We start from the raw sequence: 22,035 nt of genomic DNA, 5'->3' as shown, positions 1-22,035 counted from the left end.
CACCCCAGCATCCCGAGACCGGAGGACGACCATGACCGACGCCACGACGACCACGACCGACGCCACGACGACCACGAGCCGCCCGGCGGCACCCCGACCCGGTGGTGCCGTCGGGGGACCGGCCCCCCGGACGATGCGGGCGGCGGTGTTCCACGAGCACGGCGGACCGGAGGTCCTCCGGGTCGCGGAGGTGCCCGTCCCGACGCCGTCCCCGGACCAGGTCCTGATCCAGGTGTCCCACGCGGGCGTGAACTTCGCGGAGGTGATGTTCCGGCGCGGGCAGATCGGCGTCGGTCTCCCGCACGTCCCCGGCCTCGAGGTGGCCGGGACCGTCCTCGAGGTCGGCGCCGAGGTGACCTCGGTGGTGCCGGGCGACCGGGTCGCGGCGCTCACGCTCGCGGGCGGTGGCGGCGCCGAGCTGGCGGTGGCGGAGGCGCGCCACGTCGTCGTCCTCGACGGCCCGCTCGCGGGCCTGTCGTCCGCGGTCGCGGCGGGCGCGGTGTGCAACGTGACGACCGCGTGGGGCGCGGTCCGGCTCGCGGGCCGCCCGGTCGCGGGCGAGCGCGTCGTGGTCCTCGCCGCCGCCGGGGGCGTCGGCTCGGCGGTCGCGGCGCTCTGCGCGGCGGCAGGGGCGCAGGTCGTCGGGGTCGTGGGCAGCGCGGACAAGCGCGCGGCCCTGCCGACCGACGTCTTCGCCGAGCGGTGGACGTACGACGAGCTGCTCGCGTCCGGCGAGTCGTTCGACGTCGTGTTCGACGCGGTGGGAGGCCCGGCGCGGGCCGCGCTCGTCTCCCGGGTCGCGGTGCTCGGCCGCTACGTCGTCTTCGGTGACGCGGCCCGGGCGGACACGAGCGTCGCGCTCGACGACGTCTGGTTCTCGGGAGCCGCCTTCGTGGGCTACAACCTCGGCGCGGTCGCGTTCGGGAGCTCCGTGCCGCTGGCCGACCACATGGGGGCCGCGCTCCGTTCCGTCGCCGACGGGACGGTCCCGGTCGAGCCCGTCGTCCTCCGGCTCGAGGACGTCGCCGAGGCGCACCGTCGTCTGGAGGGCCGCGAGACGACCGGCAAGATCGTCCTCGACCTCGGGGGCGTGCCGGCCTGATGGACGTCCTCCACGTCGGCGGGCTCGTGGTCGAGCGCGAGGTGTTCGGGGAGCACTTCGCGACGAGCTGCTACCTCGTCCATCCGCTCGACGGTGCGGCGTCGATCCTCGTCGACCCCGGCCAGGGCGCCGCGGGGTGGGTCGAGGACCGCCTCTCGGCCACCGGGCGCGAGCTCGCCGCGGTGCTCGTGACGCACGGGCACATGGACCACACCTGGGACGCCCGCGCCGTCACGCTGGCGCGCCCGGCTCCCGTCTACGTCCATCCGCTCGACCGGCCGTACCTGGAGCGACCCGAGGCGGCCCTCGCGGCGCACTTCCCGGGCGCCCTCCTCGACGGGCATCCCCGCCGGGTGCCCGACGACTGCCGGGACGTCCCGCCGGACGGGCTCGAGCTGGCGGGCGTCCCGGTCTCCGTCCACCACACCCCCGGGCACACGCCCGGGTCGGTGTGCTTCGGGATCGGCCGCGGCCCCGTGGTCGTGGCGACCGGCGACACGGTCCTCGAGAGCGGTCCGGGGCCCGTGTTCCCGCCGCTCGGCGACGTGCGGGACCACGAGCGGTCGCTCGCGGCGCTCGCGGTCGTGCTCCGTGGCGCCCGCGCGGTCCTCCCCGGGCACGGCCGGTGCGTGCCCCTGAGGGACGGCAGTGACAATGGGCATATAGACGACAGAACGCTGTGATAGCCTGACGAGAAGTTTCCCAATATCTGAGACGCGGTCCCTGCATGAACCCACTAGACGACGAGCTCGATCGTCGGATCGGCACCCGCATCAAGCGAGCAGAGCAGCTCCTGATGGCCACGAAGGCGCGAGCCCTGAAGCCCTTCGACATCACGGTCCCCCAGTACGCGACGCTGCTCTACCTGCGGTACGTCCCGGCGGCGTCGGCCGCGCAGCTCGCTCGTGCGAGCCTCGTGAGCCCGCAGACCATGGCGACCATCCTCGGCAACCTGGAGGGCAAGGGCCTGGTCGAGCGGACGGCGTCCCTGTTCCACCAGAAGGTCCTGGAGACCCGGTTGACGGAGGCGGGCCGCCGGGTCGTCGACGAGGCGGACCTCGCCGCGCGGGCGATCGAGGACCGGATGCTCGACGCGGTGACGGCGGACGAGGCCGCGCAGCTCAAGTCGCTCCTCGACCGGGTCATGGCGGCGATCGACGAGGCGCCGGACGTGCGGGACGCCTCCGCGTGAGCCGGGTCCGCGGTCGTCCGCGGGCGACCGCGTGGATCAGGTCGAGCACCGTGCTCGGCGCGGGTTCCCGGCGGTTCGCCGTGCTCGGCGACGGGGACCGCGCCCACCTCGAGACGCTCGCCCCGGTCCGGCGCGCGCGGAGCGCGACCGCGCTCGTCCTCGTCCGCGAGCTGCTCAGGACGTACGTGCCCGACCACCGGCAGGCCGAGGTGCGGCGTGACCGGGGCCGACCGGAGGTGGCGGCCGCGGGAGTGGACCTGTCGGTCTCCCACTCGGGCGACCTGGTCGTCGCGGTCGTGGGCGCCGGGCTGCGCGTCGGCGTCGACGTCCAGCGGGTGGAGCCGCGCTGGGACGTGGCCGGCCTGAGCGGGAGGGTGCTGCACGAGCGCGAGACCCGGCTCGTCGGCGGCGCGCCGGACGACGCGGCGGCACGCTTCGCGGAGATGTGGGCCCGCAAGGAGGCGTACGTCAAGCTCACGGGGACCGGGATCGACGAGGCCGTGACGCGCCTGGACACGTCGCGCCTCGGGCCGTCGCGCTCGGCGCGCGACGCGAGCGGGCCGACGGAGGTCGCGACGGCCCCGCAGGGGTCGCCGACCGTGACGTCGACGTGGGTCGGCGGGTACGCGCTCGCCGTCGCGCTCGCGCCCGGCGTGCAGGGGTGACGCCGGTCAGCGGTCCTGGGCCTTGGGCACGACGGCCGAGACGGCGAAGTTGATAAGCCCGATGATGAGGGCCGCGAGCAGGGCCCACCAGAACCCGCCGACGATGCGGATGCCCCAGTCCGTCTGCTCCGTGATCCACGCGGTGAGCATGAGCATGAGCGCGTTGACGACGAGCGAGAACAGCCCCAGCGTGAGGATGTAGAGGGGGATGGACAGGATCTGGACGATCGGCTTGATGACGGCGTTCACCAGCGAGTAGAGCAGCGCCACCACGAGGATGATGACGACCTGCCCGCCGGCGGTGTCGGAGCCGACGATCTGGAAGTGCTCGTCGATGAACAGGCTCGTGAGCCAGATCGCGAGACCGGTGACGAGGACGCGGACGACGAAGCTCATGCCGCCATCCAACCATCAACCGCCGACGATCACCGTGGGACATCCCGGTCCGACGACGTTCCCGCCGTGGACGGTCGTGTCGCCGACGCGGGCGGCGGGGAGGCCGCCGAGCAGCACGGTCGCGCTGCCGACCGCGATGCCGTTGGGCGCGGGCGACGCGCACACCACGCCGGTCCCGTTGGCGACCGCCGCCGGGCGCCCGCCGACGAGCACGGTCGGCACGCAGGCGGCGGGCGTCACCGGGCCGCCGACGTGCGGCTTGGGTCCGTCGGACAGCGGGCAGACGACCTGGTCGCCGGCGCACGCCGCGGGTCCGGTCGGCATCAGGGGGCGGCGGCCGGCTCGGCGGCCTCGTCGGGGGTGAACATCGTGCCGCCGAAGTACATGGACGTGTCGCAGGCCGTGGGGGCCGGGTCCTCGCCGAGCGGCGCGCCCGGCTGGCGGCACGTGACCTCGAGCGTGAGCTCGGACCCTCCGTCGAGCGTGATCGGGGACTGGAAGTGGTAGTCGAGGTCGCGGAAGTTCTCGAGCGCGAAGTCGAGGAACGGGTCGTCGTCCTGCGCGATCGTGAGGCGGCCGAAGTCGCCCTGCGGGTTGCTGAGGATCACGTCGTCGATCGTCAGCGTCGCGCCCTCGGGGACCTCGAACGTGACGGTCTCGGTCTCTCCCGCGGCGGGCTGCGCGTCGAGCCGTTGCCGGACGGGGACCGACGTGCCGGACGGCGGGACGAACGCCGCGACCGCCTCCTCGGTGTCGGCGAGGGTCGTGCCGGCCTCGGTCGCGGCGACCTTCGCGTCGGACGCCGCGCCGGCGGCCTGCTGCGCCGCACCCGACGCCTGCTGCGCCGCCTGCTGGGCGGCCTCGGCCGCCTCCTGCGCCTCGGAGAGGTCGTCGCGCACCGCCGCCTGGGCGGCCGAGGTGATGGCCGGCTTGAGCAGCGTGAACCACAGCACGGCGAGGACGGCGAGCAGCGCGAGGAGGGCCAGCAGCGCCTTGAGGAACCACTTCGGCAGGAGCGCCGTCTGCACGAACGCGCCGTCGAGCGTGACGGGCACGGTGTTGTCGGCCGCGACCTGGACCACGAACGGGAGCGTCTTGTCCGGGCCGCGCCAGAACGTGCGGTGCGGCCGCACGCGGACGGTGGAGAACCGCGCGGTGCCCGGGTCGACCACGAGGTGGGGCTCGGGGACGCGGAACGTGAGCTCGTCGGTCCCGTCGGCGCACGCGAGCAGCACCGTCACGGGAGCGTTCCCGCGGTTGTCCACCGCGACCTGGTGCCGACCGGACCGACGGCCGTGCGTGGTGCGCGGGACGAGCTCCGCCGTCGTGTCGAGGAAGGGCAGGACCTCGACCACGCCCTCGGGGACGACCGCCTCGTCGGGGTGCTCGAGCGGGACGACCCGGATGCCGAAGTCGAGCTGCCCGGCGGGGACGTCGGCGGTGCGCGGCGGGCGGAACGTCACGGCCTGTTCTTCTCGAGCACCCGCGACGACCCGCTCGGCGACATCTACCCCGTGCGCCTGACCGACGTGCCCTCGCCGAGCCCGCCCCGACCGGGCCGACGGCGCCGGCGCCCGACGTCGTGCGCCTGACCGACGACCCGGGGGCCGACACGCAGCCAGTGCTGGCCGACACGCCGTACGCCCGCACGAGGGTGCTCTTCACGACCACCCGGTACGACCCGGCGGGCTCGCTCGCGACGTTCGCGCTGCCGGACGCGTGGGGGTGGGGCTACTCGGTCGTGTCCGAGGTCGTGGAGGTGGGCGCCGACCTGCCCGGGCCCGTCGTGGGCGAGGCGAGCGTGCGCCAGGTCGAGCTCGACGGGGGCGGCGTCGGCCTGCTGGTCGCGTTCACCGCGCGGGACGGCGGCACCGGCCTGCCCGCGTTGTGGGTCGCCTTCGTGCGGGTGTGGGTCGAGCAGGTGGACGACGACGGCGACGGGTACCCGGACCGGGAGGTCCACGGCACCGGGCTCGCCGGCGTGTGGCGGGTGCCGGCGGACGGGGGCGCGTCGCACCCGGACTGGGTGACGGTGACCGAGCCGGCACCGGACGGCGAGCCCGGCCCCTCGCCCGAGCCGAGCCCGACGGCCGGGCCGGGACCGGGCGGGGCGGTGCTGCGGTTCACGCAGCGCACGGGGCACCGCGCCGTGGCGGACGCGGTGGTCGGCGGCGACGGCACGGTCCGTTGGCTCGGCGGCGCGGGCCGGACCGACGACTCCGGCCCAGACCCGGTCGGAGGCGCTCGCGAGGAGGTGCTCCAGCTCCGTCTCGAGCGGCGTCCCGACGAGCTCGTGCGCGTCGTCGACCACGACGAGGAGCGGGCGGGTCCCGGCGCGCGCGAGGTCGGAGACGTCGCGGAGGTCCGTGGGGCGCCGCCCGCCGGCCGCCGCCGGGACGGGGCCCCGCACGCGGACCTGGACCGTCCCGTGCGGGTAGCGCTCGGCCCGGACCCAGACCACGTCGCGCCCGTGGTCGCGCGCCTGGCCCCGGGCGAGCTGCGCGAGCAGCGTCGTCTTGCCGTACCCCTGGGGAGCCACGACGAGGGCGCGGGGCGCGGTGCCGAGAGGACGGACGAGGCGCGGGCGCTCCATGCCCCACACCCCGGGCACAGGGGCGTCGGGGGCCGGGACCTCGTCGTGGGCGCTCACCGGGCTCGCGAACCTCTCTGCAGCGAAGGGGTCGTCCGATCATAGGAACGTCGCCCGCGGGCGGCGCGCCGGTTGTCGCACACGGGCGCTTTGTCCGGCCGGTTCACCCGCTGTGCCCGCCGGTCCCGGTTGCTGGCATGCTTGAGGACCGTGGCCCACGAACCCCGCGTCCCCCTGCGTCCCGCCGTCGCCGCGCTGCCGGCCTACGTCCCCGGGGCCCGCGTCGCCCCGGGCGCGGCGGCGTTCAAGCTCTCCTCCAACGAGAACCCGTACCCGCCGCTGCCGTCGGTCGTCGCCGCGATCGCCGACGCCGCCGCGGACGTGAACCGCTACCCGGACATGTACGCGACCGAGCTCACCGAGGCGCTCGCGGCCGACCTGGGCGTCGGCGCGGACGAGGTCGTCGTGGGCAACGGCTCGGTCGCGGTGCTGGCGCACGTGCTGCAGACGGTCGTCGAGCCGGGCGACGAGGTCGTGTACCCGTGGCGCTCGTTCGAGGCCTACCCGATCGCGGTCGCGGTCGCGGGCGGCACGTCGGTCCAGGTGCCGCTGCGGACGGGGGCGGACGCCGGCCGCCTCGACCTGCCCGCGATGGCCGCGGCGATCACCGGGCGCACGCGCGTCGTGATGGTGTGCACGCCCAACAACCCCACCGGCCCGGTCGTGCACCGCGACGAGCTCGACACGTTCCTCGCGGCGGTGCCGTCGGACGTGCTGGTCGTGCTCGACGAGGCGTACCTCGAGTTCGTGCGGGACCCCGAGGTCCCCGACGGCCTCGCGGTGTACGCGCAGCACCCGAACGTCGTGCTGCTGCGCACGTTCTCCAAGGCGTACGGCCTGGCGGGACTGCGCGTGGGCTACGCCGTCGCGCGCCCGCGGCTCGCGGCGGGGATCCGCGCGGTGTCGACGCCGTTCGGCGTCTCCCACGTCGCGCAGCGCGCGGCCATCGCGTCGCTCGCGGCGCGCGACGAGCTGCTGCAGCGGGTCGAGCACCTCGTCGCCGACCGCGCGCGCCTCGTCGAGGGCCTGCGCGACCAGGGCTGGGCGCTGCCGGAGTCGCAGGCGAACTTCGTCTGGTTCGACCTGGGCGAGCGGACCATGCAGCGCGCCGAGGAGGCGCGCGCCGCCGGGGCGATCGTGCGCCCGTTCGCGGGCGAGGGGCTGCGCGTGAGCGTCGGCGAGCCGGAGGCGACGGACCTGTTCCTGCGCGTGAGCGCCACCTGGTTGTAGGTCAGCTCTTCGCCCGGTCAGGCGAGAGGACCTGGACGAGCTCCTCGAACGGGCGGAAGTCGTCCCGGTTCGCGGTCATCACCGCGGCGCCGTGCCGGTGCGCCTGCGCGGCGATGAGGGCGTCCTTGCCACGCACCCGAGAGCCTGTGACGCGGCCCTTGGCGTGTGCTGCGAGCAGGCCGTAGGACCGCGTGCAGTCGAGGTCGAAGTCGATCCAGTCGAACCGGTCGTCCAGGTCGTTGAGGTGCCGACGGCGCTCGGCTGCCTGCGCGGAGGAGCGCGCGGCGCGGATCCCGAACTCGAGCTCGGCCCGGGAGAAGATGCTCGCGCCGTACGAGGCCTGCGGATCGAGAGCGTGACGGGCCAGGTCGACGAGGACGTTCGTGTCGAGCAGGACGATCACGTCCGGTCCTCCCACGGGTCGCGGACGAGATCGTCGTCGCGTGCGTGCTCGATCTGGCTCACCAACCCCGCGACGTTCTCCGGACTCATCGGGGGGATGCCCACGAGGTCGCGCCCGAGGACCCATCGGGCGCTCCGGCGACCGCGGTCGGGGACGAGTCGGACACCGGTGGGATTCCCGTACGCCGTGACCTCGATCTCCTGGCCCGTGTCCAGGACGCGGCGGATGACGGCGTGGGGGTTCTGCTTGAGCTCGCGGGTGCCGACGGTCTCCATGCAACCAGGCTACGACCGCATGTAGACGTTGGTCTACACCCCGGTGATCGCCCGGGTTGCCGCGGGTCGCGAGCGCGAGAACACTCGCGAGCATGGACAACGTCGAGTACGACCAGTTCGTGGACGAGTACGGGTGGGCCTTCGGCACCGCCGCGCTGGTCGTCTACGTCGCCGTGGCGGTGATCTTCCTCGTCGCCTACATCCGGATCATCCAGAAGGCCGGCTACTCGGGCTGGTGGATCCTCGTCGGCCTCGTGCCGATCCTCAACGTCGTCATGTTCCTCGTCTTCGCGTTCTCGCGCTGGCCCGTGCTGCGCGAGCGCGACGCGCTGCGCGCGGGCGGCGCGTACCCGCGCTAGGGCGTGTCTCCCAACGGTGAGTACGGGCGCGCGGCAGAATCTCGGCGGTGAGTCGGTTCCAGGCCTTGACGGATGAGCAGTGGGAGCGGATCGAGCCGTTGCTGCCGTCGAATGCGGGCAAGGTCGGTCGTCCGTTCGGGGATCACCGCACGGTGGTTGAGGGCATCGCTTATCGGTATCGGACTGGGATCCCGTGGCGCGATCTGCCCCGTGAGGTGTTCGGGCCATGGCAGACGGTGTGGAAGCGGCACAAGAGGTTCGCCGAGGACGGCACCTGGGACCGCATCCTGTCCCAGCTGATGGCCGAGGCCGACGCCGCGGGCCAGGTCGACTGGACCGTGTCGGTGGACTCCACGATCAACCGCGCACACCAGCATGCGACGAACACGAGGCGCCCGGAGCAAGACACAGGGGGCGACGTCGAATCACAAGAACCGTGGGACCGAGGCGGTCAACAGTGAACCTGCTGGTCACGGCATCGGTCGGTCCCGCGGCGGGCTGACAAGCAAGATCCACCACGCCGTCGACGGGCGAGGCCGCCCGCTGGCGGTTGTCGTGACTCCGGGGCAGTCCCATGATGGACGAGCGTTGGAGCTCGTGCTCGCCGACATCTGGGTTCCACGACTTGGTGCGGGTCGACCGCGGACAACCCCCGATGCTGTGCTCGCAGACAAGGCGTACTCCTCACGCGGGAGCCGGGCGATGCTGCGTAGGCGCGGAATCCGAGTCGTGATCCCCGAACCGTCCGACCAGCAGGCGAACCGGAAACGGCGAGGTGCGATGGGTGGTCGCCCGCCGAAGCTCGACCGGGAGACCTACAAGCGGCGCAACGTGGTCGAGCGGTCCTTCAACCTGCTCAAGCAGTGGCGGGGCCTGGCAACCCGATACGACAAGCACGCCGTTGTCTACCGCGCCGGAGCCGTCCTGGCCGCAATTGTTGTCTGGCTTCGCAGCTAAGCGACTGGTTCTGCGAACCTATTTTGGCGTGCTGTCGTGCCCCAGCGCAGCCATCACGAGGAGGCACGCGCCAGCATCACTCCCGACCAAAGACAGTGCAGCAGGCCTGCCTGAGTGGGCTTTGACACCTTCGATACGGTTCGGGGATGAAGTTCGAGTGGACACAACCGTTTCGGTGGGGCCTCCTCCTGGCTTTCGACGAACGGGAGTCCTTCGACCTGCCTACGGGCCTTGGCGACGAGGCGATCACCTCGTCAGCGTCTTGCCTAGCCGTACCGGTGCTACATGCAGCCGACATCGACATCCCGGATGACTGGCCCGAGGACGTGACCCTTCCGTCGGCGATGGTGACCGTGGCGGTCGTCGTCGGTGAGCCCTTTCCATTGGATGACGCGGCGGAGTTCGACGGGCAGCTGAATTGCCCGTCAGGGCGCCTCGCGATCGGGGACGCCGAGAATGAGCGCGTCGTCGACGTCCCTCGAGGGCAAATACGAGTGCAGGTCATCAGAGAGCCACTCGAGTACGCGAGCCACGTGACGATGCGCATCGGCGCCCCGGAGCCGACTGATGTCCGGACGTAGAGGCTTGAGTCCATGGGCCGTGTCGCACCAAGCCCTCTACTGGCCCCGCCAACCCATTCAGGCCTCGGATCACAGCGCTAGCGACGCACTCGGCAAGGTCCGGCACGAGGGAATCGAACGGGGCGCCGCTCAACTCGAGTAGGGAGACACGCCCTAGGCCCTGTCCTGCGAATGTTCTTGGCATGTGTCCGGTAATGTCCGGGTTGTGGGTGTGGGGCGTGGTGAGCTGACTGACACGGCGTGGGCGCGGATCGAGCCGCTGCTGCCGGTCGCGACCGGGCGTGGTGGGCGCTGGCGTGATCACCGGCAGGTGATCAACGCGATCTTGTGGCGGCTGCGCACCGGGGCGCCGTGGCGCGACGTGCCGGCCAAGTACGGCCCATGGAAGACGGCGCACGAGCGGTTGCGGTTGTGGACCGCGGACGGTACCTGGGACAAGATCTTGGACCACGTGCAGGTCAAGGACGACGCGGTCGGGAAGGTCGAGTGGGTGTTCTCGGTCGACTCCACGCACGTGCGGGCCCACCACCATGCGGCGGGAGCCCGCAAAAAGGGGGCTGCCAGACAGGGTGGGTCAACGATCTCGCCCTCGCGGGTGAGGCACTCGGCCGCTCGCGCGGCGGACTGACGTCCAAGATCCACCTCGCCACGGACGGGCGCGGACTGCCGATGAGCGTGATCCTCACGCCCGGCCAGGCCGGTGACAACCCGCAGCTGGTGCCGTTGCTGGAGCAGGTCGCCGTGAAGCGTGACGGGCCGGGTCGGCCGCGCAAGCGTCCGGACCGGGTGCTCGCCGACAGGGCGTACTCCAGCCCCTCGACCCGACGAGCGATGCGCGCCCGGGGCATCGCGTTAACCAGTCCAGAGAAGGCCGACCACGCCGGCCACCGGCTACGTCGGGGCAGCCGAGGCGGGCGCCCGCCCGCGTTCGACACCGAGATCTACAAGGGCCGCAACGTCGTCGAGCGCTGCTTCAACCGGCTCAAGCAGTTCCGCGCGCTGGCCACCCGCTTCACCAAACGCGCCGCCTACTACCGCTCCGAACTCACCATCGCCGCGATCATCCTCTGGCTCCGCGATTCACCGGACACGCCCTAGGGCGGGCCCCCGTCGGCGCGGGGGCCGCCCGGTGGGGATTGGAGGATCCCTACAGCCCGTCCCGGCGGATCTTGGGCGACACGTCGGCAGCCGAACCTACGGTGTCGTAGCCTACGCTTGCGTAGGCTACGGAGACGTAGGTTCCGACGGCGCCCCGACCGGGCGCCTCCTGCCCCCGAGCGGGCCGGCCGCACGGCCGAGCCGCACCGAAGGAGAGTCGCGTGACCGAGAACGACGCGAGAACCGCCGCGCGGGACGGCGCGAGCACGCCCCCCGACCTCCCCGACGTCGCCGGCGGTCCCGACGACGCCCCCCTGCTCCAGCTCGTGACGCCGGCCGGAGCCCGCGTCACGACCCCCGAGACGGACGGCTACCGCGAGCGCGTCGCCCACCTCGACGCCGCCGCCCTGCGCGGTCTCTACCGCGACATGGTGCTCACGCGCCGCTTCGACGACGAGGCGACGTCGCTCCAGCGGCAGGGCGAGCTCGGCCTGTACGCGCAGGCGAAGGGCCAGGAGGCGGCGCAGATCGGCTCCGGGCGCGCGCTCGCCCCGCAGGACTACGTCTTCCCGTCCTACCGCGAGCACGGCGTCTCGCACGTGCGCGGCATCGACCCGACGGCGCGCCTGCGCCTCTTCCGCGGCGTCGACCACGGCGGGTGGGACCCGACGGAGCACAACGTGCACCTGTACACGCTCGTCATCGGGTCGCACACCCTGCACGCGACCGGGTACGCGATGGGCGTCCAGCGCGACGGCCTCGTCGGGTCGGGCGACCCGGAGCGCGACGCGGCCGTCGTCACGTACTTCGGCGACGGCGCGACGTCGCAGGGCGACGTCAACGAGGCGCTCGTGTTCGCCGCGGTGAACAACGCGCCCGTCGTCTTCTTCTGCCAGAACAACCAGTGGGCGATCTCCGAGCCGACGACCAAGCAGTCCCGCGTGCCGCTCTACCGCCGCGGCGGCGGGTTCGGCGTCCCCAGCGTGCGCGTCGACGGCAACGACGTCCTCGCGTGCTACGCGGTGACCGCCGAGGCGCTCGAACGGGCGCGCGCCGGCGGCGGCCCGACGTTCGTCGAGGCGTTCACGTACCGCATGGGCGCGCACACGACGTCGGACGACCCGACCAAGTACCGCTCGCGGGCCCAGGAGGAGTACTGGCGCCGTCGCGACCCGATCGACCGGCTCGAGAACCTGCTCCGCGCCGAGGACGCGTGGGACGACGCGTTCGCCGCCGACCTCGCGGCCGAGGCCGATGCGCTGGGCGAGCGGCTGCGCGACGAGGTGCGCGCGCTGGCCGCGCCCGACCCGTCGACCATGTTCGACCACGTCTACGCGACCCCGAACGCCGTGGTCGAGCGCGAGCAGGCGTGGTTCGCCGACTACCAGCAGTCCTTCGAGGAGCCGGCCGCGGAGGTGGCCCGATGAGCGAGAACAAGACCCTGACCCTCGCCCGCGCGATCAACGAGGGCCTGCGCCGGTCGCTCGAGACCGACCCCAAGGTCCTGCTCATGGGCGAGGACATCGGTGCGCTCGGCGGCGTGTTCCGCGTGACGGACGGGCTCCAGAAGGACTTCGGCGAGGACCGGGTGGTCGACACGCCGCTCGCGGAGTCGGGCATCCTCGGCACCGCGATCGGCCTCGCGCTGCGCGGCTACCGGCCGGTGTGCGAGATCCAGTTCGACGGGTTCATCTTCCCCGCGTACGACCAGATCACGACGCAGCTCGCGAAGATGGGCTACCGCTCGGGCGGGAAGCTCCAGGTGCCCGTCGTGATCCGCGTGCCGTACGGCGGCGGGATCGGTGCGGTCGAGCACCACAGCGAGAGCCCCGAGGCGCTGTTCGCGCACACGGCCGGTCTGCGCGTCGTGTCGCCGTCCACGCCGCAGGACGCGTACACGATGATCCAGGAGGCCGTCGCCTCGCCGGACCCGGTGCTCTTCTTCGAGCCCAAGGGCCGCTACTGGGAGAAGGGGCCGGTCGACGTCGCGGGCCGCGGCGAGGGCGCGACCGTGCTCGACCGCGCGCGCGTCGTCCGTCCCGGCACCGACCTCACGCTCGTCGCGTACGGCCCGACCGTCGCGACCGCGCTCCGCGCCGCCGCGGCGGCCGAGCAGGAGGGGCGCAGCGTCGAGGTCGTGGACCTGCGCAGCATCTCCCCCCTCGACACCGCGACCGTCGTGGAGTCCGTGCGCCGGACCGGGCGCTGCGTCGTCGTGCACGAGGCCCCGACCTACCTGGGCTCGGGCGCCGAGGTCGCGGCCCGCGTGACGGAGGAGTGCTTCTACTCGCTCGAGGCGCCCGTGCTGCGCGTCGGCGGCTTCCACACCCCGTACCCCGTCGCCAAGATCGAGCACGACTACCTGCCGAGCCTCGACCGCGTGCTCGACGCCGTCGACCGCGCGTTCGCGTTCTGACGCGCGTCCGCCGCGACCTCGACAGCGCCGACCGGGACCACCAGGAGGACCACGCAGTGCCCACCTTCGAGAAGTTCAACCTCCCCGACGCGGGCGAGGGCCTCACCGAGGCCGAGATCGTGCAGTGGCACGTCGCCGTCGGCGACGCCGTGACGGTCAACCAGACGATCGTCGAGATCGAGACGGCCAAGTCCCTCGTGGAGCTCCCGTCGCCGTACACGGGCGTCGTCACGGAGATCCTCGCGCCCGAGGGGACGACGGTCGAGGTCGGCGTGCCGATCATCGTCGTGGACACGGACCCGTCCGGTGCCGCGCCGGCGCCGAGCGCGCCCGCCGGCGTCGTGCCCGACGGCGCGGACGCGGTCCCGTCGCCCGCCTCGCCCGCGGGCGCCGGGTCGGAGGGCGCGACGCCGTCCGCCGCGGCCGGTGGCTCCGGCTCGGTGCTCGTGGGGTACGGCACGGTGGAGCCGGGCACGGCCCGTCGCCGCCGCCGCGCTCCGGACACGGCCCCGGCCGCCGCGCCGGCGGCAGCCGTCCCGGCGCCTGCCCCGGCAGCCGCCCCCGTGCCCGCGGCGAGCAAGCCGACCCCCGCGTCCGCCGCCGTCGCTCACGTGCACCTGCCGGTGCTGGCGAAGCCGCCGGTGCGCAAGCTCGCCAAGGACCTCGGCGTCGACCTCGCGAGCGTCGCGGGCACCGGGCCGGGCGGGATCGTCACGCGCGAGGACGTGCAGGCGTACCACGAGCAGGCGAAGGCGCAGCCGCTCGCGACGTACGCCGACGACGACCAGCCGTGGCTCGCGTCCGGCGCCGTCACCCCGGACGGCCGCCAGACGCGCGTGCCCGTGAAGTCGGTGCGCAAGCGCACCGCCGAGGCGATGGTGACGAGCGCGTTCACCGCCCCCCACGTCACCGTCTTCCACACGGTCGACGTCACCAAGACCATGCGGCTCGTGCACACGCTGCGCGAGGACCGGGAGTTCGCCGACGTGCGCGTCACGCCGCTGCTCGTCACCGCCAAGGCGCTGCTCCTCGCCGTGCGCCGCCACCCGGAGATCAACGCGAGCTGGGACGACGCCGCGCAGGAGATCGTCTACAAGCACTACGTGAACCTGGGGATCGCGGCCGCGACGCCGCGCGGGCTCGTGGTGCCGAACATCAAGGACGCGCACCGCCTCGACCTGCACGGCCTCGCGGGCGAGATCGCGGACCTCACGTCGACCGCGCGGGCGGGCCGCACGTCGCCCACCGACATGTCCGACGGCACCATCACGATCACGAACGTCGGCGTGTTCGGCATCGACACGGGGACGCCGATCCTCAACCCGGGCGAGGCCGCGATCCTCGCGTTCGGCGCGATCCGCGAGCAGCCGTGGGTCCACAAGGGCAAGATCAAGAAGCGCTGGGTCACGCAGCTCGCCCTGAGCTTCGACCACCGCCTCGTCGACGGCGAGCTCGGCGCGCGCGTGCTGGCCGACGTCGCGAAGGTGCTCGAGGACCCGGCGCGCGGCCTCGTCTGGGGCTGAGCCCGCGCGGTGCTCCGCTTGCGGGCACCCGGGGAACGGCGAGCAAGGGCCTCGGAGGGCCCGGTGAACCTCACCGGTGTCGTTCGAGGGAGGTCGGGTGCGCAGCGCTCGGGGCAGGGCGGTCCGGCCGACGGCGGGAGCCGGGCCGGGGGACCGGCGCCGGGCTCGGGCAGCGATCCCCGCGGGCGCGCACGTCGGTCTCGCGGCGCTCGGCCTCGCCGCGTGCGCCGGGCCGGGGAGCGCGGACGCCCGGGCCGTCGTCGAAGGAGCTCGCCGCCGCGGTCGCCGGGGGTGACGGCGCCGCCGCGTGCGCGCTGATCCTGCCCGACGCCGTGGACGCGCTCGCCGCGGACGAGGGCGAGCCGTGCGCGGACGTCGTCATCGCACCGGACGGGCCGCTCGCCGCGCTCGCCGCGGCCGGGGACGACCTCGTCGTCGAGGACGTCCACGTGGCCGGCCGGCAGGCGCAGGTCGTGACGGCGACCGACACGCTCTTCCTCGCCGTGTCGGGCGACGGCTGGGTCGTCACCGCGGCGGGCCTCGACCCGGTGACGTTCGGCCAGTACGTGGCGTCGTCGGCGTTCTGGGTCGACGTCACCGAGAACTGGCAGTCCGAGTACCTGCAGTTCCTGCTCTTCATCACCGCGACCGTGTGGTTCGTGCAGCGTGCCTCGCCCGAGTCGAAGAAGCTCGACGAGGCGGGCCGCGAGTCCGACGAGGACCAGAAGGTGGGCGAGCACGCGACCCCCGACTCCCCTGCCTGGTCGCGGGCCGGAGGCTGGCGGCTCGCGGTCTACTCGCGCTCGCTCTCGCTCGTCATGGGCACGATCTTCCTCGGCTCGTGGGCGGCGCAGTCGGCGGCGGGCGCCGTCGCGTTCAGCGAGGAGCGGCTCCGCGACCTCGAGGACCCGGTGCCGTGGACCGAGTACCTCTCGATGCCCGACTTCTGGAGCCGGACGTTCCAGAACTGGCAGTCCGAGATGCTGGCGGTCCTGAGCATGGTCGTGCTCGCGATCTACCTGCGCGAGCGCGGGTCGCCCGAGTCGAAGCCCGTCGGCTCGTCGCACGAGGCGACGGGCGTCGAGGGCTGACCCCGGACGGCTCCCGCCGCACGTCCTCGTGCCGCGTGACCGTCCCTCGCCCCGGGTCGCGGGGCGCTCACAACGGTGCCGCACCGGGTGTGCGGAAGACCTCACACGGGCTTAACGACGGCCGCGCGCGGGGGAAACACGGCGTTCCTAGCGTCCTCGGTACTGACCGGGACCTGCTGAAGGAGCCGCCATGTCCGCGCCCACGAGCCCCACCACCCACGAGGGTGAGCAGTCCGCAGACCACCCCTCCGGCACGCCGGCCACCACGACCGCCGCGGCCCCCGCGCCCGGGGCCACGACCGCCGTCGGGCCGACGACCGCCCCGGCCGCCGGCCGCACGGCGACCGTCCCCACCCACCGCTCGGGGCGGTGGATCGACCGCTGGGACCCGGAGGACCCGACGTTCTGGCGCGACGGCGGCCGGAAGGTCGCGACGCGCAACCTGTGGATCTCGGTCTTCGCGGAGTTCCTCGGCTTCGCGGTGTGGGCGCTGTGGTCGATCGTCGTGCCGCAGCTCCCCGCCGCCGGGTTCACGTTCACGGTCGACCAGCAGTTCTGGCTCATCGCCGTGCCGAGCCTCGTCGGTGCGACGCTGCGCATCCCGTACACGTTCGCGGTGCCGCTGTTCGGCGGCCGCAACTGGACCGTGGTCTCCGCGCTCCTGCTCCTGCTCCCGACGGGCGCGCTCGCGGTCGCGGTGCAGGACCCGGGGACGCCGTTCGGCGTCATGCTCGCGGTCGCGGCGCTCGCGGGCTTCGGCGGCGGGAACTTCGCGTCGTCGATGGCGAACATCTCGTTCTTCTACCCGGAACGGGAGAAGGGCAAGGCCCTGGGCCTCAACGCCGCGGGCGGCAACCTGGGGACGGCGGTCGTGCAGCTCGCGGTGCCGCTCGTCGTCGTCGGTGGCGCGGGCGTCGCGCTGGAGCGTGCGGGGCTCATGATGATCCCGTTCGTCCTGCTCGCGGCGTTCCTCGCGTGGCGGTTCATGGACAACCTGTCCACGGCGAAGGCCGACCCGAGGTCGTTCGCCGCCGCGACGCGGAACAAGCACACGTGGATCATCTCGTTCCTCTACATCGGGACGTTCGGGTCGTTCATCGGGTACGCCGGGGCGTTCCCCCTGCTGCTCAAGGGCCAGTTCCCCGAGGTGACGCTCTCGATCGCGTTCCTCGGCGCGCTCGTCGGCTCGGTCACGCGGCCGCTCGGCGGCGTCATCGCGGACCGGGTGGGCGGCACGCGCGTCACCATCGCGTCGTACGGCGTGATGGCGCTCGGGGCGTTCGGCGCGATCCAGGCGCTCCAGTCGCACAGCTTCGGCCTGTTCTTCGCGTCGTTCCTCGTCCTGTTCGTCGCGACGGGCATCGGCAACGGCTCGACCTACCGCATGATCCCGGCCGTCTTCCAGGCGAGCGCCGTCCCGGGCGGCGCGCTCGACGGGCCGACGGCGGTCGATGCGGCGGCGCTCGACGAGGCCCGGGCCCGCGCCCGCAAGGCCGCGGCCGGGTGCATCGGCATCGCGGGGGCGATCGGGGCGTTCGGCGGGTTCCTCATCCCGCGCGGGTTCGCCGCCTCGACGAGCCTCGCCGGCTCGCTCGTCCCGGCGCTGTGGGCGTTCATCGGGATGTACGCGGTCATGGCGGTCGTCGCCTGGGCCGTGTACCTGCGCAAGGGGTCGGCGCTCGCGTCGGCCGGGATCTGAGCGGAGGCCACGAGTGCCGTCCGCTCCCACGTCCGCCGCGCCGGGGGTCTCCGAGGCCCCCGGTGCGGTGCCGGCCGCAGCCGCGCGAGCCGCCGACACGCACTGCCCGTACTGCGCGCTCCAGTGCGGCATGCGGTTGTCCCCGTCGGACGAACCGGGTCCGTCGACACCGCTCCCGGTGACGGTCGCCCCGCGCGACTTCCCGACCAACCGCGGCGGTCTGTGCCAGAAGGGCTGGACGAGCGCGACGGTCCTCCGCGCGACGGACCGGATCACGACCCCGCTGCTGCGCGGGAGCGACGGCGAGCTGCACCCGGCGTCGTGGGACGAGGCGCTGGACGTCGTGGCGGCCGGGATCGCGCGCGTGCAGGCGGAGCACGGCCGGGACGCGGTCGCGGTCTTCGGCGGCGGCGGCCTGACGAACGAGAAGGCGTACGCGCTCGGCAAGTTCGCCCGCACGGTGCTGCGCACCGCGAACATCGACTACAACGGGCGTTTCTGCATGGCCTCGGCCGCGGCGGGAGCGAACCGCGCGTTCGGCGCCGACCGCGGGCTCCCGTTCCCCCTCGCCGACCTCGGCGGAGCGGACGCCGTGCTCCTGCTCGGCTCGAACCTCGCCGAGACGATGCCACCCTCGGTCCAGCACCTCGCGGGTGTGCGCTCGCGGGGCGGGCTCGTCGTCGTGGACCCGCGCCGCAGCGCGACGGCAGCGCTCACGGGGGAGCCCGGGGACGTCGTCGGGCAGGTGGGCGTGCCCGACGGCGGGCGCTCTCCCGGGCGCCTGGTCCCGCCTCCGGGCGCGGGGCCGGTGGGCGACCAGGGCGTGCACCTCCAGCCCGTGCCCGGCACGGACCTGGTGGTGCTGCTCGCGCTGCTGCACGTCGTGGTCACGGAGGGGCTCGCGGACGCCCAGTACCTGGACGGGCGGACGACGGGGTTCGACGACGTCCGGCGCTCCGTCATGGCGTGGTGGCCCGAGCGGGCCGAGACCGTGTGCGGCGTCCCGGCCGACCGGCTGCGGTACGTGGCCCGGCTGCTCGCCGCGGCGTCGCCCGCCCGCGGTGGTTCGGGTGCGTACGTGCTCACGGGCCGCGGCGTCGAGCAGTCCTCGCAGGGCACCGCGACGGTGACGGCGGCGATCAACCTCGCGCTCGCGCTCGGGCTGCCGGGCCGCATCGGCTCTGGCTACGGCGCGATCACCGGCCAGGGGAACGGCCAGGGCGGGCGTGAGCACGGGCAGAAGGCGGACCAGCTCCCGGGCTACCGCACGATCGACGACCCGTCGGCCCGCGCGCACGTCGCGGGCGTCTGGGGCGTGGACCCGGCGACGATCCCCGGCCCGGGGATGCCCGCCGTCGAGCTGCTGCGCTCGCTGGGCCGGCCGGCCGGACCGGACGGGACCGGAGCAGGTCCGCGGGCGCTGCTCGTGCACGGGTCGAACGTCGTGGTCAGCGCACCGGACGCGGACCGGGTGACCGCGAACCTGCGCGCCCTCGACCTGCTCGTGGTGTGCGACCTGGTGCCGTCGGAGACGGCGCTCCTCGCGGACGTCGTGCTGCCCGTGACGCAGTGGGCGGAGGAGGAGGGCACCATGACGTCGCTCGAGGGGCGCGTCATCCGGCGCCGTCGCGCGGTCGACGCGCCCGGCGAGGCGCGCTCGGAGCTGTGGATCCTCGCGGAGCTCGCGCGTCGCCTGGGCTCGTCGGTCTCCATCCCGACGGATCCCGCCGTCGTCTTCGACGAGCTCGCGCGCGCGTCCGCGGGCGGCGTGGCCGACTACTCGGGCCTGAGCCACGCGCGCCTCGACGCGGACGAGCGCGACGGCGGCCCGGGGCTGTACTGGCCCGTCCCGAGCGCGGCGCACCCCGGCACGCCGCGGACGTTCCTCGACCGTTTTGCCACGCCGGACGGCCGCGCGCGGATGGTCGCCGTCGACCACGTCGGGCCGACCGACGACGTGCGCCCCGACGCCCCGCTGTACCTCGTCACCGGGCGCGTGCTCCAGCACTACCAGTCGGGCGCGCAGACGCGCCGCGTGGCGGAGCTCGACCGCCTCGTGCCGGAGCCGTTCGTCGAGCTGCACCCGGTCCTCGGCCTGCGGCTCGGGGTCGGCGACGGCGACCGCGCCCGCCTCACGACGCGTCGCGGCGAGATCGAGGCCGTCGCCCGGTGGAGCGACCGGATCCGACCGGACACCGTCTTCATGCCCTTCCACTGGAGCGGGGAGGGCAGCGTCAACCGCGTCACGACGGACGCGACCGACCCGATCTCGGGCATGCCCGAGTTCAAGGTGTGCGCCGTGGACGTGCGGCGTGCACCCGGCACCCAGGAGGTGGGCGCATGACGCGCGTCGTCGTGGTCGGCAACGGCATGGTCGGGTCACGGTTCGCGAGCGACCTCGTGGCGCGGTGCGGGACCTCCGCGGGGCCGACGGCCGTCGAGGTCACCGTGCTGGGGGCCGAGGAGTACGAGCCGTACAACCGCGTGCTGCTCAGCGAGGTCGTCGCGGGCAAGGTCGACGTCGCGGCGATCGGGCTGCCCGGCGCGGACGACGCCCGCGTGACCGTCCGGCGCGGCACCGAGGCCATCGCGATCGACCGCGCCGCGCGCCGCGTCGTCACGGGGGAGGGGGCGTACCCGTACGACGTCGTCGTGCTCGCCACGGGCGCAGCCGCCCGGATCCCCGGCCTGCCGGGTCTGACGGACCTGCCGGGCGGCCTGCGCCGCGGCGCGCACGCGCTGCGCACGCTCGACGACGCGCGCGAGATCGTCGCGGCGTCGGTCAACGCCCGGCACGCCGTGGTCGTCGGGGCGGGCGTGCTCGGGCTCGAGGTCGCGTGCGGGCTCGCGCGCCGCGGCGTCGCCGTGAGCCTCGTGCACGGGGGCGGGAGCGTCATGGACCGCCAGCTCGACCGCGCCGCGGGCGACGTCGTCGCGCGCAGCCTCGCGGGGCTCGGCGTGCGGACCTGGACCCGTGCCCGCACCGAGCGCGTCGTCGTGGAGTCGGGCTCCGTGCGCGGCGTGACGCTCCGGGTGCCCGACGGCGGGGCTCCCGCCGGGCCGTCGGCCCGCCCGGATGATGGCGCCGAGGGAGCGGGCGACCACGCGACGCGGCTCGTCGACCTCGAGGCCGACCTGCTCGTGCTCGCGTGCGGCACCGTGCCCGAGGCCGGGCTCGCGCGCGCGGCGGGCCTCGCGGTCGACCGGGGCGTCGTCGTCGGGCCGGACCTGGCGAGCCCCGACGACCCGCGCGTGTTCGCGATCGGCGACTGCGCGCAGCCGCCCGAGGGCGGGACCGGGCTGATCGCGCAGGGGTGGGACCAGTCGCGCCGCCTCGCGGAGCACCTCGCGGAGCGGTGCGCGAGCACGACCGACCGGGACGACGCGGGGAGCCCGGGCGCCGCGCAGGGGGCGGCGTCGGGGCGCCCACGGCTCCGCCTGGGGGTCGACGCCGACCGACCGAGCATGGCGCTGCGGCTCGCCATGAACGTCGTCGCGCGCCCGGTCGGGGAGGCGCCCGCGCCGTCGGCGCAGGGCCGTCCCGGGGTCGCCGCCCGCCGTGCGGGACCCGGGTCCGCGGGTCGTCCGCGCCCTGCTGCGCCCGGGAACCCCGGTGCGGACGAGCGCCCACGGGCCGGGACCGACGTCGTGCGCGTGAAGGCGGCGGGGCTGGAGATCGTGACGATGGGCGTGTGCGGCGAGCGCCGCGCGCCCGATCCCGCGCACCGCTCCGTGACGCTCAGCGACCCCGTGTCGGGACGGCACGTCGAGGTCGTCGTCGCGGACGGGCTGCTCGTCGGCGCGACGTGCGTCGGCGCGCCCGAGGTGGGTGCCGACCTCACCGCGACGTACACGCGCCGGGTCCCGGTCCCCGCGGACCCGGCCCACCTGCTGCTGCGCCCGGTCGCGCAGGCCCCCGCGCCGGCGTCGTCCCCGACCCACATGACCGACCGCACGACCGTCTGTACGTGCAACGGCGTGACCAAGGGCGACGTCGTCGGATGCTGGCACGACGGCGCCCGCAGCGTCGACGACGTCGCGCGGGCCACGCGCGCGACGACGGGCTGCGGGGGCTGCAAGGACGTCGTGTGCGGTCTGGTCGACTGGCTCGCGAAGGCGGACCCTGACCAGCCGCAGGACGAGGCGACTCCGGCGCGCGCCGGCCTCGGCACGTGAGATCGGCGGGCCGTGCCGAGATCGGCAGTCACGACCGCCGATCTCGGCACGACCTGCCGATCTCGCACCGCGCCGCCGACCTCACACGGCGGTACGGCTCCCGGTGAGAACACCGTTACGGACGGGCAACGGACGGGGCACGGTCGCGAAACCGCCCGTCCGTAGCGTCGTCAGCACCTTCCCGGGGGCTCTCCTCGTACCCCTGCGGAAGGTGACCGACCT

At 74.2% G+C, this 22,035-nt stretch carries 21 protein-coding genes and 1 pseudogene; 17 read left to right on the top strand and 5 right to left on the bottom strand.

From position 1 onward, the window contains the following. Positions 1-31: 31 nt before the first annotated feature. The 4 genes from ACFC2L_RS09155 to ACFC2L_RS09140 are packed head-to-tail and all read left to right on the top strand — an operon-like array spanning position 32 to position 2,959. The gene (locus tag ACFC2L_RS09155) at positions 32-1,102 is read left to right on the top strand and encodes a zinc-binding alcohol dehydrogenase family protein (RefSeq protein ID WP_375823971.1); all 1,071 of its coding nucleotides are present in this window, start codon (positions 32-34) and stop codon (positions 1,100-1,102) included. Beyond that, on the top strand, positions 1,102-1,785 hold the full coding sequence (locus ACFC2L_RS09150) for an MBL fold metallo-hydrolase (RefSeq protein WP_375823970.1): 684 nt from the start codon (positions 1,102-1,104) through the stop codon (positions 1,783-1,785). Before ACFC2L_RS09155 ends, ACFC2L_RS09150 begins: the two co-directional genes overlap by 1 nt. Before the next feature lie 44 nt (positions 1,786-1,829). Then, positions 1,830-2,294: a MarR family winged helix-turn-helix transcriptional regulator gene (locus tag ACFC2L_RS09145; RefSeq protein WP_375823969.1), complete on the top strand. Its 465-nt coding sequence runs from the start codon at positions 1,830-1,832 to the stop codon at positions 2,292-2,294. Beyond that, positions 2,291-2,959: a 4'-phosphopantetheinyl transferase family protein gene (locus ACFC2L_RS09140; protein ID WP_375823968.1), complete on the top strand. Its 669-nt coding sequence runs from the start codon at positions 2,291-2,293 to the stop codon at positions 2,957-2,959. Before ACFC2L_RS09145 ends, ACFC2L_RS09140 begins: the two co-directional genes overlap by 4 nt. 6 nt (positions 2,960-2,965) lie before the next feature. Here ACFC2L_RS09140 and ACFC2L_RS09135 read toward each other — a convergent pair whose 3' ends face one another. Genes ACFC2L_RS09135 through ACFC2L_RS09125 form a run of 3 tightly spaced genes read right to left on the bottom strand, consistent with a single transcriptional unit; the run spans position 2,966 to position 4,818 of the window. Continuing rightward, positions 2,966-3,355 carry a phage holin family protein gene (locus ACFC2L_RS09135; protein ID WP_141389947.1) on the bottom strand — a complete coding sequence of 130 codons (390 nt, stop codon included), beginning with the start codon at positions 3,353-3,355 and terminating at the stop codon, positions 2,966-2,968. Positions 3,356-3,370: 15 nt separating this feature from the next. Then, positions 3,371-3,679, bottom strand: coding sequence for a PAAR domain-containing protein (locus ACFC2L_RS09130; protein ID WP_375823967.1), 309 nt, complete (start codon positions 3,677-3,679; stop codon positions 3,371-3,373). After that, positions 3,679-4,818 (bottom strand): hypothetical protein, encoded by a 1,140-nt coding sequence (locus ACFC2L_RS09125; protein ID WP_375823966.1) that lies wholly within the window; start codon positions 4,816-4,818, stop codon positions 3,679-3,681. Before ACFC2L_RS09125 ends, ACFC2L_RS09130 begins: the two co-directional genes overlap by 1 nt. Before the next feature lie 158 nt (positions 4,819-4,976). Here ACFC2L_RS09125 and ACFC2L_RS09120 point away from each other — a divergent pair, with 158 nt between their 5' ends. Further along, entirely contained in the window at positions 4,977-6,050 is a 1,074-nt protein-coding gene (locus tag ACFC2L_RS09120; protein WP_375823965.1) for a hypothetical protein, read from the top strand. A gap of 105 nt (positions 6,051-6,155) precedes the next feature. Further along, positions 6,156-7,235: a histidinol-phosphate transaminase gene (gene hisC, locus ACFC2L_RS09115; RefSeq protein WP_375823963.1), complete on the top strand. Its 1,080-nt coding sequence runs from the start codon at positions 6,156-6,158 to the stop codon at positions 7,233-7,235. Position 7,236: 1 nt separating this feature from the next. Here hisC and ACFC2L_RS09110 read toward each other — a convergent pair whose 3' ends face one another. Beyond that, positions 7,237-7,638 carry a PIN domain-containing protein gene (locus ACFC2L_RS09110; RefSeq protein WP_375823962.1) on the bottom strand — a complete coding sequence of 134 codons (402 nt, stop codon included), beginning with the start codon at positions 7,636-7,638 and terminating at the stop codon, positions 7,237-7,239. Further along, the gene (locus ACFC2L_RS09105) at positions 7,635-7,913 is read right to left on the bottom strand and encodes a type II toxin-antitoxin system Phd/YefM family antitoxin (RefSeq protein ID WP_375823961.1); all 279 of its coding nucleotides are present in this window, start codon (positions 7,911-7,913) and stop codon (positions 7,635-7,637) included. The genes ACFC2L_RS09110 and ACFC2L_RS09105 overlap by 4 nt, the downstream gene beginning before the upstream one ends. A gap of 92 nt (positions 7,914-8,005) precedes the next feature. Here ACFC2L_RS09105 and ACFC2L_RS09100 point away from each other — a divergent pair, with 92 nt between their 5' ends. From ACFC2L_RS09100 to ACFC2L_RS09050, 11 genes and pseudogenes are all read left to right on the top strand, one after another. Then, on the top strand, positions 8,006-8,272 hold the full coding sequence (locus ACFC2L_RS09100; protein WP_375823960.1) for a hypothetical protein: 267 nt from the start codon (positions 8,006-8,008) through the stop codon (positions 8,270-8,272). 47 nt (positions 8,273-8,319) lie between these two features. Beyond that, positions 8,320-9,229, top strand: a protein-coding gene (locus tag ACFC2L_RS09095) for an IS5 family transposase (RefSeq protein ID WP_375823959.1) whose coding sequence is annotated in 2 segments (ribosomal slippage) — positions 8,320-8,682 and positions 8,684-9,229 — 909 coding nt in all. Because the reading frame shifts where the segments join, the coding sequence is not laid out codon by codon here. A 146-nt stretch (positions 9,230-9,375) separates the two neighbouring features. Then, on the top strand, positions 9,376-9,810 hold the full coding sequence (locus ACFC2L_RS09090) for a hypothetical protein (RefSeq protein WP_375823957.1): 435 nt from the start codon (positions 9,376-9,378) through the stop codon (positions 9,808-9,810). Between the two features lie 211 nt (positions 9,811-10,021). Beyond that, positions 10,022-10,908: pseudogene (locus tag ACFC2L_RS09085) on the top strand (IS5 family transposase). A 221-nt stretch (positions 10,909-11,129) separates the two neighbouring features. Then, positions 11,130-12,335, top strand: a complete 1,206-nt coding sequence (gene pdhA / locus ACFC2L_RS09080) for a pyruvate dehydrogenase (acetyl-transferring) E1 component subunit alpha (protein ID WP_375823956.1) — start codon at positions 11,130-11,132, stop codon at positions 12,333-12,335. Next, a complete protein-coding gene (locus ACFC2L_RS09075) occupies positions 12,332-13,324 on the top strand; it encodes an alpha-ketoacid dehydrogenase subunit beta (RefSeq protein WP_375823955.1) in 993 nt (330 codons plus the stop codon). Before pdhA ends, ACFC2L_RS09075 begins: the two co-directional genes overlap by 4 nt. A gap of 56 nt (positions 13,325-13,380) precedes the next feature. After that, complete coding sequence (locus ACFC2L_RS09070) at positions 13,381-14,847, top strand: dihydrolipoamide acetyltransferase family protein (protein WP_375823954.1); 1,467 nt, start codon at positions 13,381-13,383, stop codon at positions 14,845-14,847. A 473-nt stretch (positions 14,848-15,320) separates the two neighbouring features. Continuing rightward, positions 15,321-15,938 (top strand): DUF6766 family protein, encoded by a 618-nt coding sequence (locus ACFC2L_RS09065; protein ID WP_375824132.1) that lies wholly within the window; start codon positions 15,321-15,323, stop codon positions 15,936-15,938. A 190-nt stretch (positions 15,939-16,128) separates the two neighbouring features. Next, complete coding sequence (locus ACFC2L_RS09060; protein WP_375823953.1) at positions 16,129-17,637, top strand: MFS transporter; 1,509 nt, start codon at positions 16,129-16,131, stop codon at positions 17,635-17,637. A 130-nt stretch (positions 17,638-17,767) separates the two neighbouring features. Beyond that, positions 17,768-19,981 (top strand): molybdopterin oxidoreductase family protein, encoded by a 2,214-nt coding sequence (locus tag ACFC2L_RS09055; RefSeq protein ID WP_375824131.1) that lies wholly within the window; start codon positions 17,768-17,770, stop codon positions 19,979-19,981. Then, positions 19,978-21,813, top strand: a complete 1,836-nt coding sequence (locus ACFC2L_RS09050; protein WP_375823952.1) for an FAD-dependent oxidoreductase — start codon at positions 19,978-19,980, stop codon at positions 21,811-21,813. Before ACFC2L_RS09055 ends, ACFC2L_RS09050 begins: the two co-directional genes overlap by 4 nt. Positions 21,814-22,035 lie beyond the last annotated feature (222 nt).

This window comes from Cellulosimicrobium sp. NPDC055967, assembly GCF_042269845.1.
Taxonomy (GTDB): domain Bacteria; phylum Actinomycetota; class Actinomycetes; order Actinomycetales; family Cellulomonadaceae; genus Cellulosimicrobium.
This window is presented reverse-complemented; position numbering and strand designations above follow the sequence as displayed.

Bases quoted from the DNA above. Each gene is read 5' to 3' on its own strand.
- ACFC2L_RS09145 (WP_375823969.1), top strand. From the start codon at position 1,830: ATGAACCCACTAGACGACGAGCTCGATCGTCGGATCGGCACCCGCATC.
- ACFC2L_RS09150 (WP_375823970.1), top strand. From the start codon at position 1,102: ATGGACGTCCTCCACGTCGGCGGGCTCGTGGTCGAGCGCGAGGTGTTC.
- ACFC2L_RS09130 (WP_375823967.1), bottom strand. From the start codon at position 3,679: ATGCCGACCGGACCCGCGGCGTGCGCCGGCGACCAGGTCGTCTGCCCG.
- ACFC2L_RS09060 (WP_375823953.1), top strand. From the start codon at position 16,129: ATGTCCGCGCCCACGAGCCCCACCACCCACGAGGGTGAGCAGTCCGCA.
- ACFC2L_RS09055 (WP_375824131.1), top strand. From the start codon at position 17,768: ATGCGGTTGTCCCCGTCGGACGAACCGGGTCCGTCGACACCGCTCCCG.
- ACFC2L_RS09135 (WP_141389947.1), bottom strand. From the start codon at position 3,355: ATGAGCTTCGTCGTCCGCGTCCTCGTCACCGGTCTCGCGATCTGGCTC.
- ACFC2L_RS09050 (WP_375823952.1), top strand. From the start codon at position 19,978: ATGACGCGCGTCGTCGTGGTCGGCAACGGCATGGTCGGGTCACGGTTC.
- ACFC2L_RS09090 (WP_375823957.1), top strand. From the start codon at position 9,376: ATGAAGTTCGAGTGGACACAACCGTTTCGGTGGGGCCTCCTCCTGGCT.
- ACFC2L_RS09105 (WP_375823961.1), bottom strand. From the start codon at position 7,913: ATGGAGACCGTCGGCACCCGCGAGCTCAAGCAGAACCCCCACGCCGTC.
- ACFC2L_RS09100 (WP_375823960.1), top strand. From the start codon at position 8,006: ATGGACAACGTCGAGTACGACCAGTTCGTGGACGAGTACGGGTGGGCC.
- ACFC2L_RS09075 (WP_375823955.1), top strand. From the start codon at position 12,332: ATGAGCGAGAACAAGACCCTGACCCTCGCCCGCGCGATCAACGAGGGC.
- ACFC2L_RS09155 (WP_375823971.1), top strand. From the start codon at position 32: ATGACCGACGCCACGACGACCACGACCGACGCCACGACGACCACGAGC.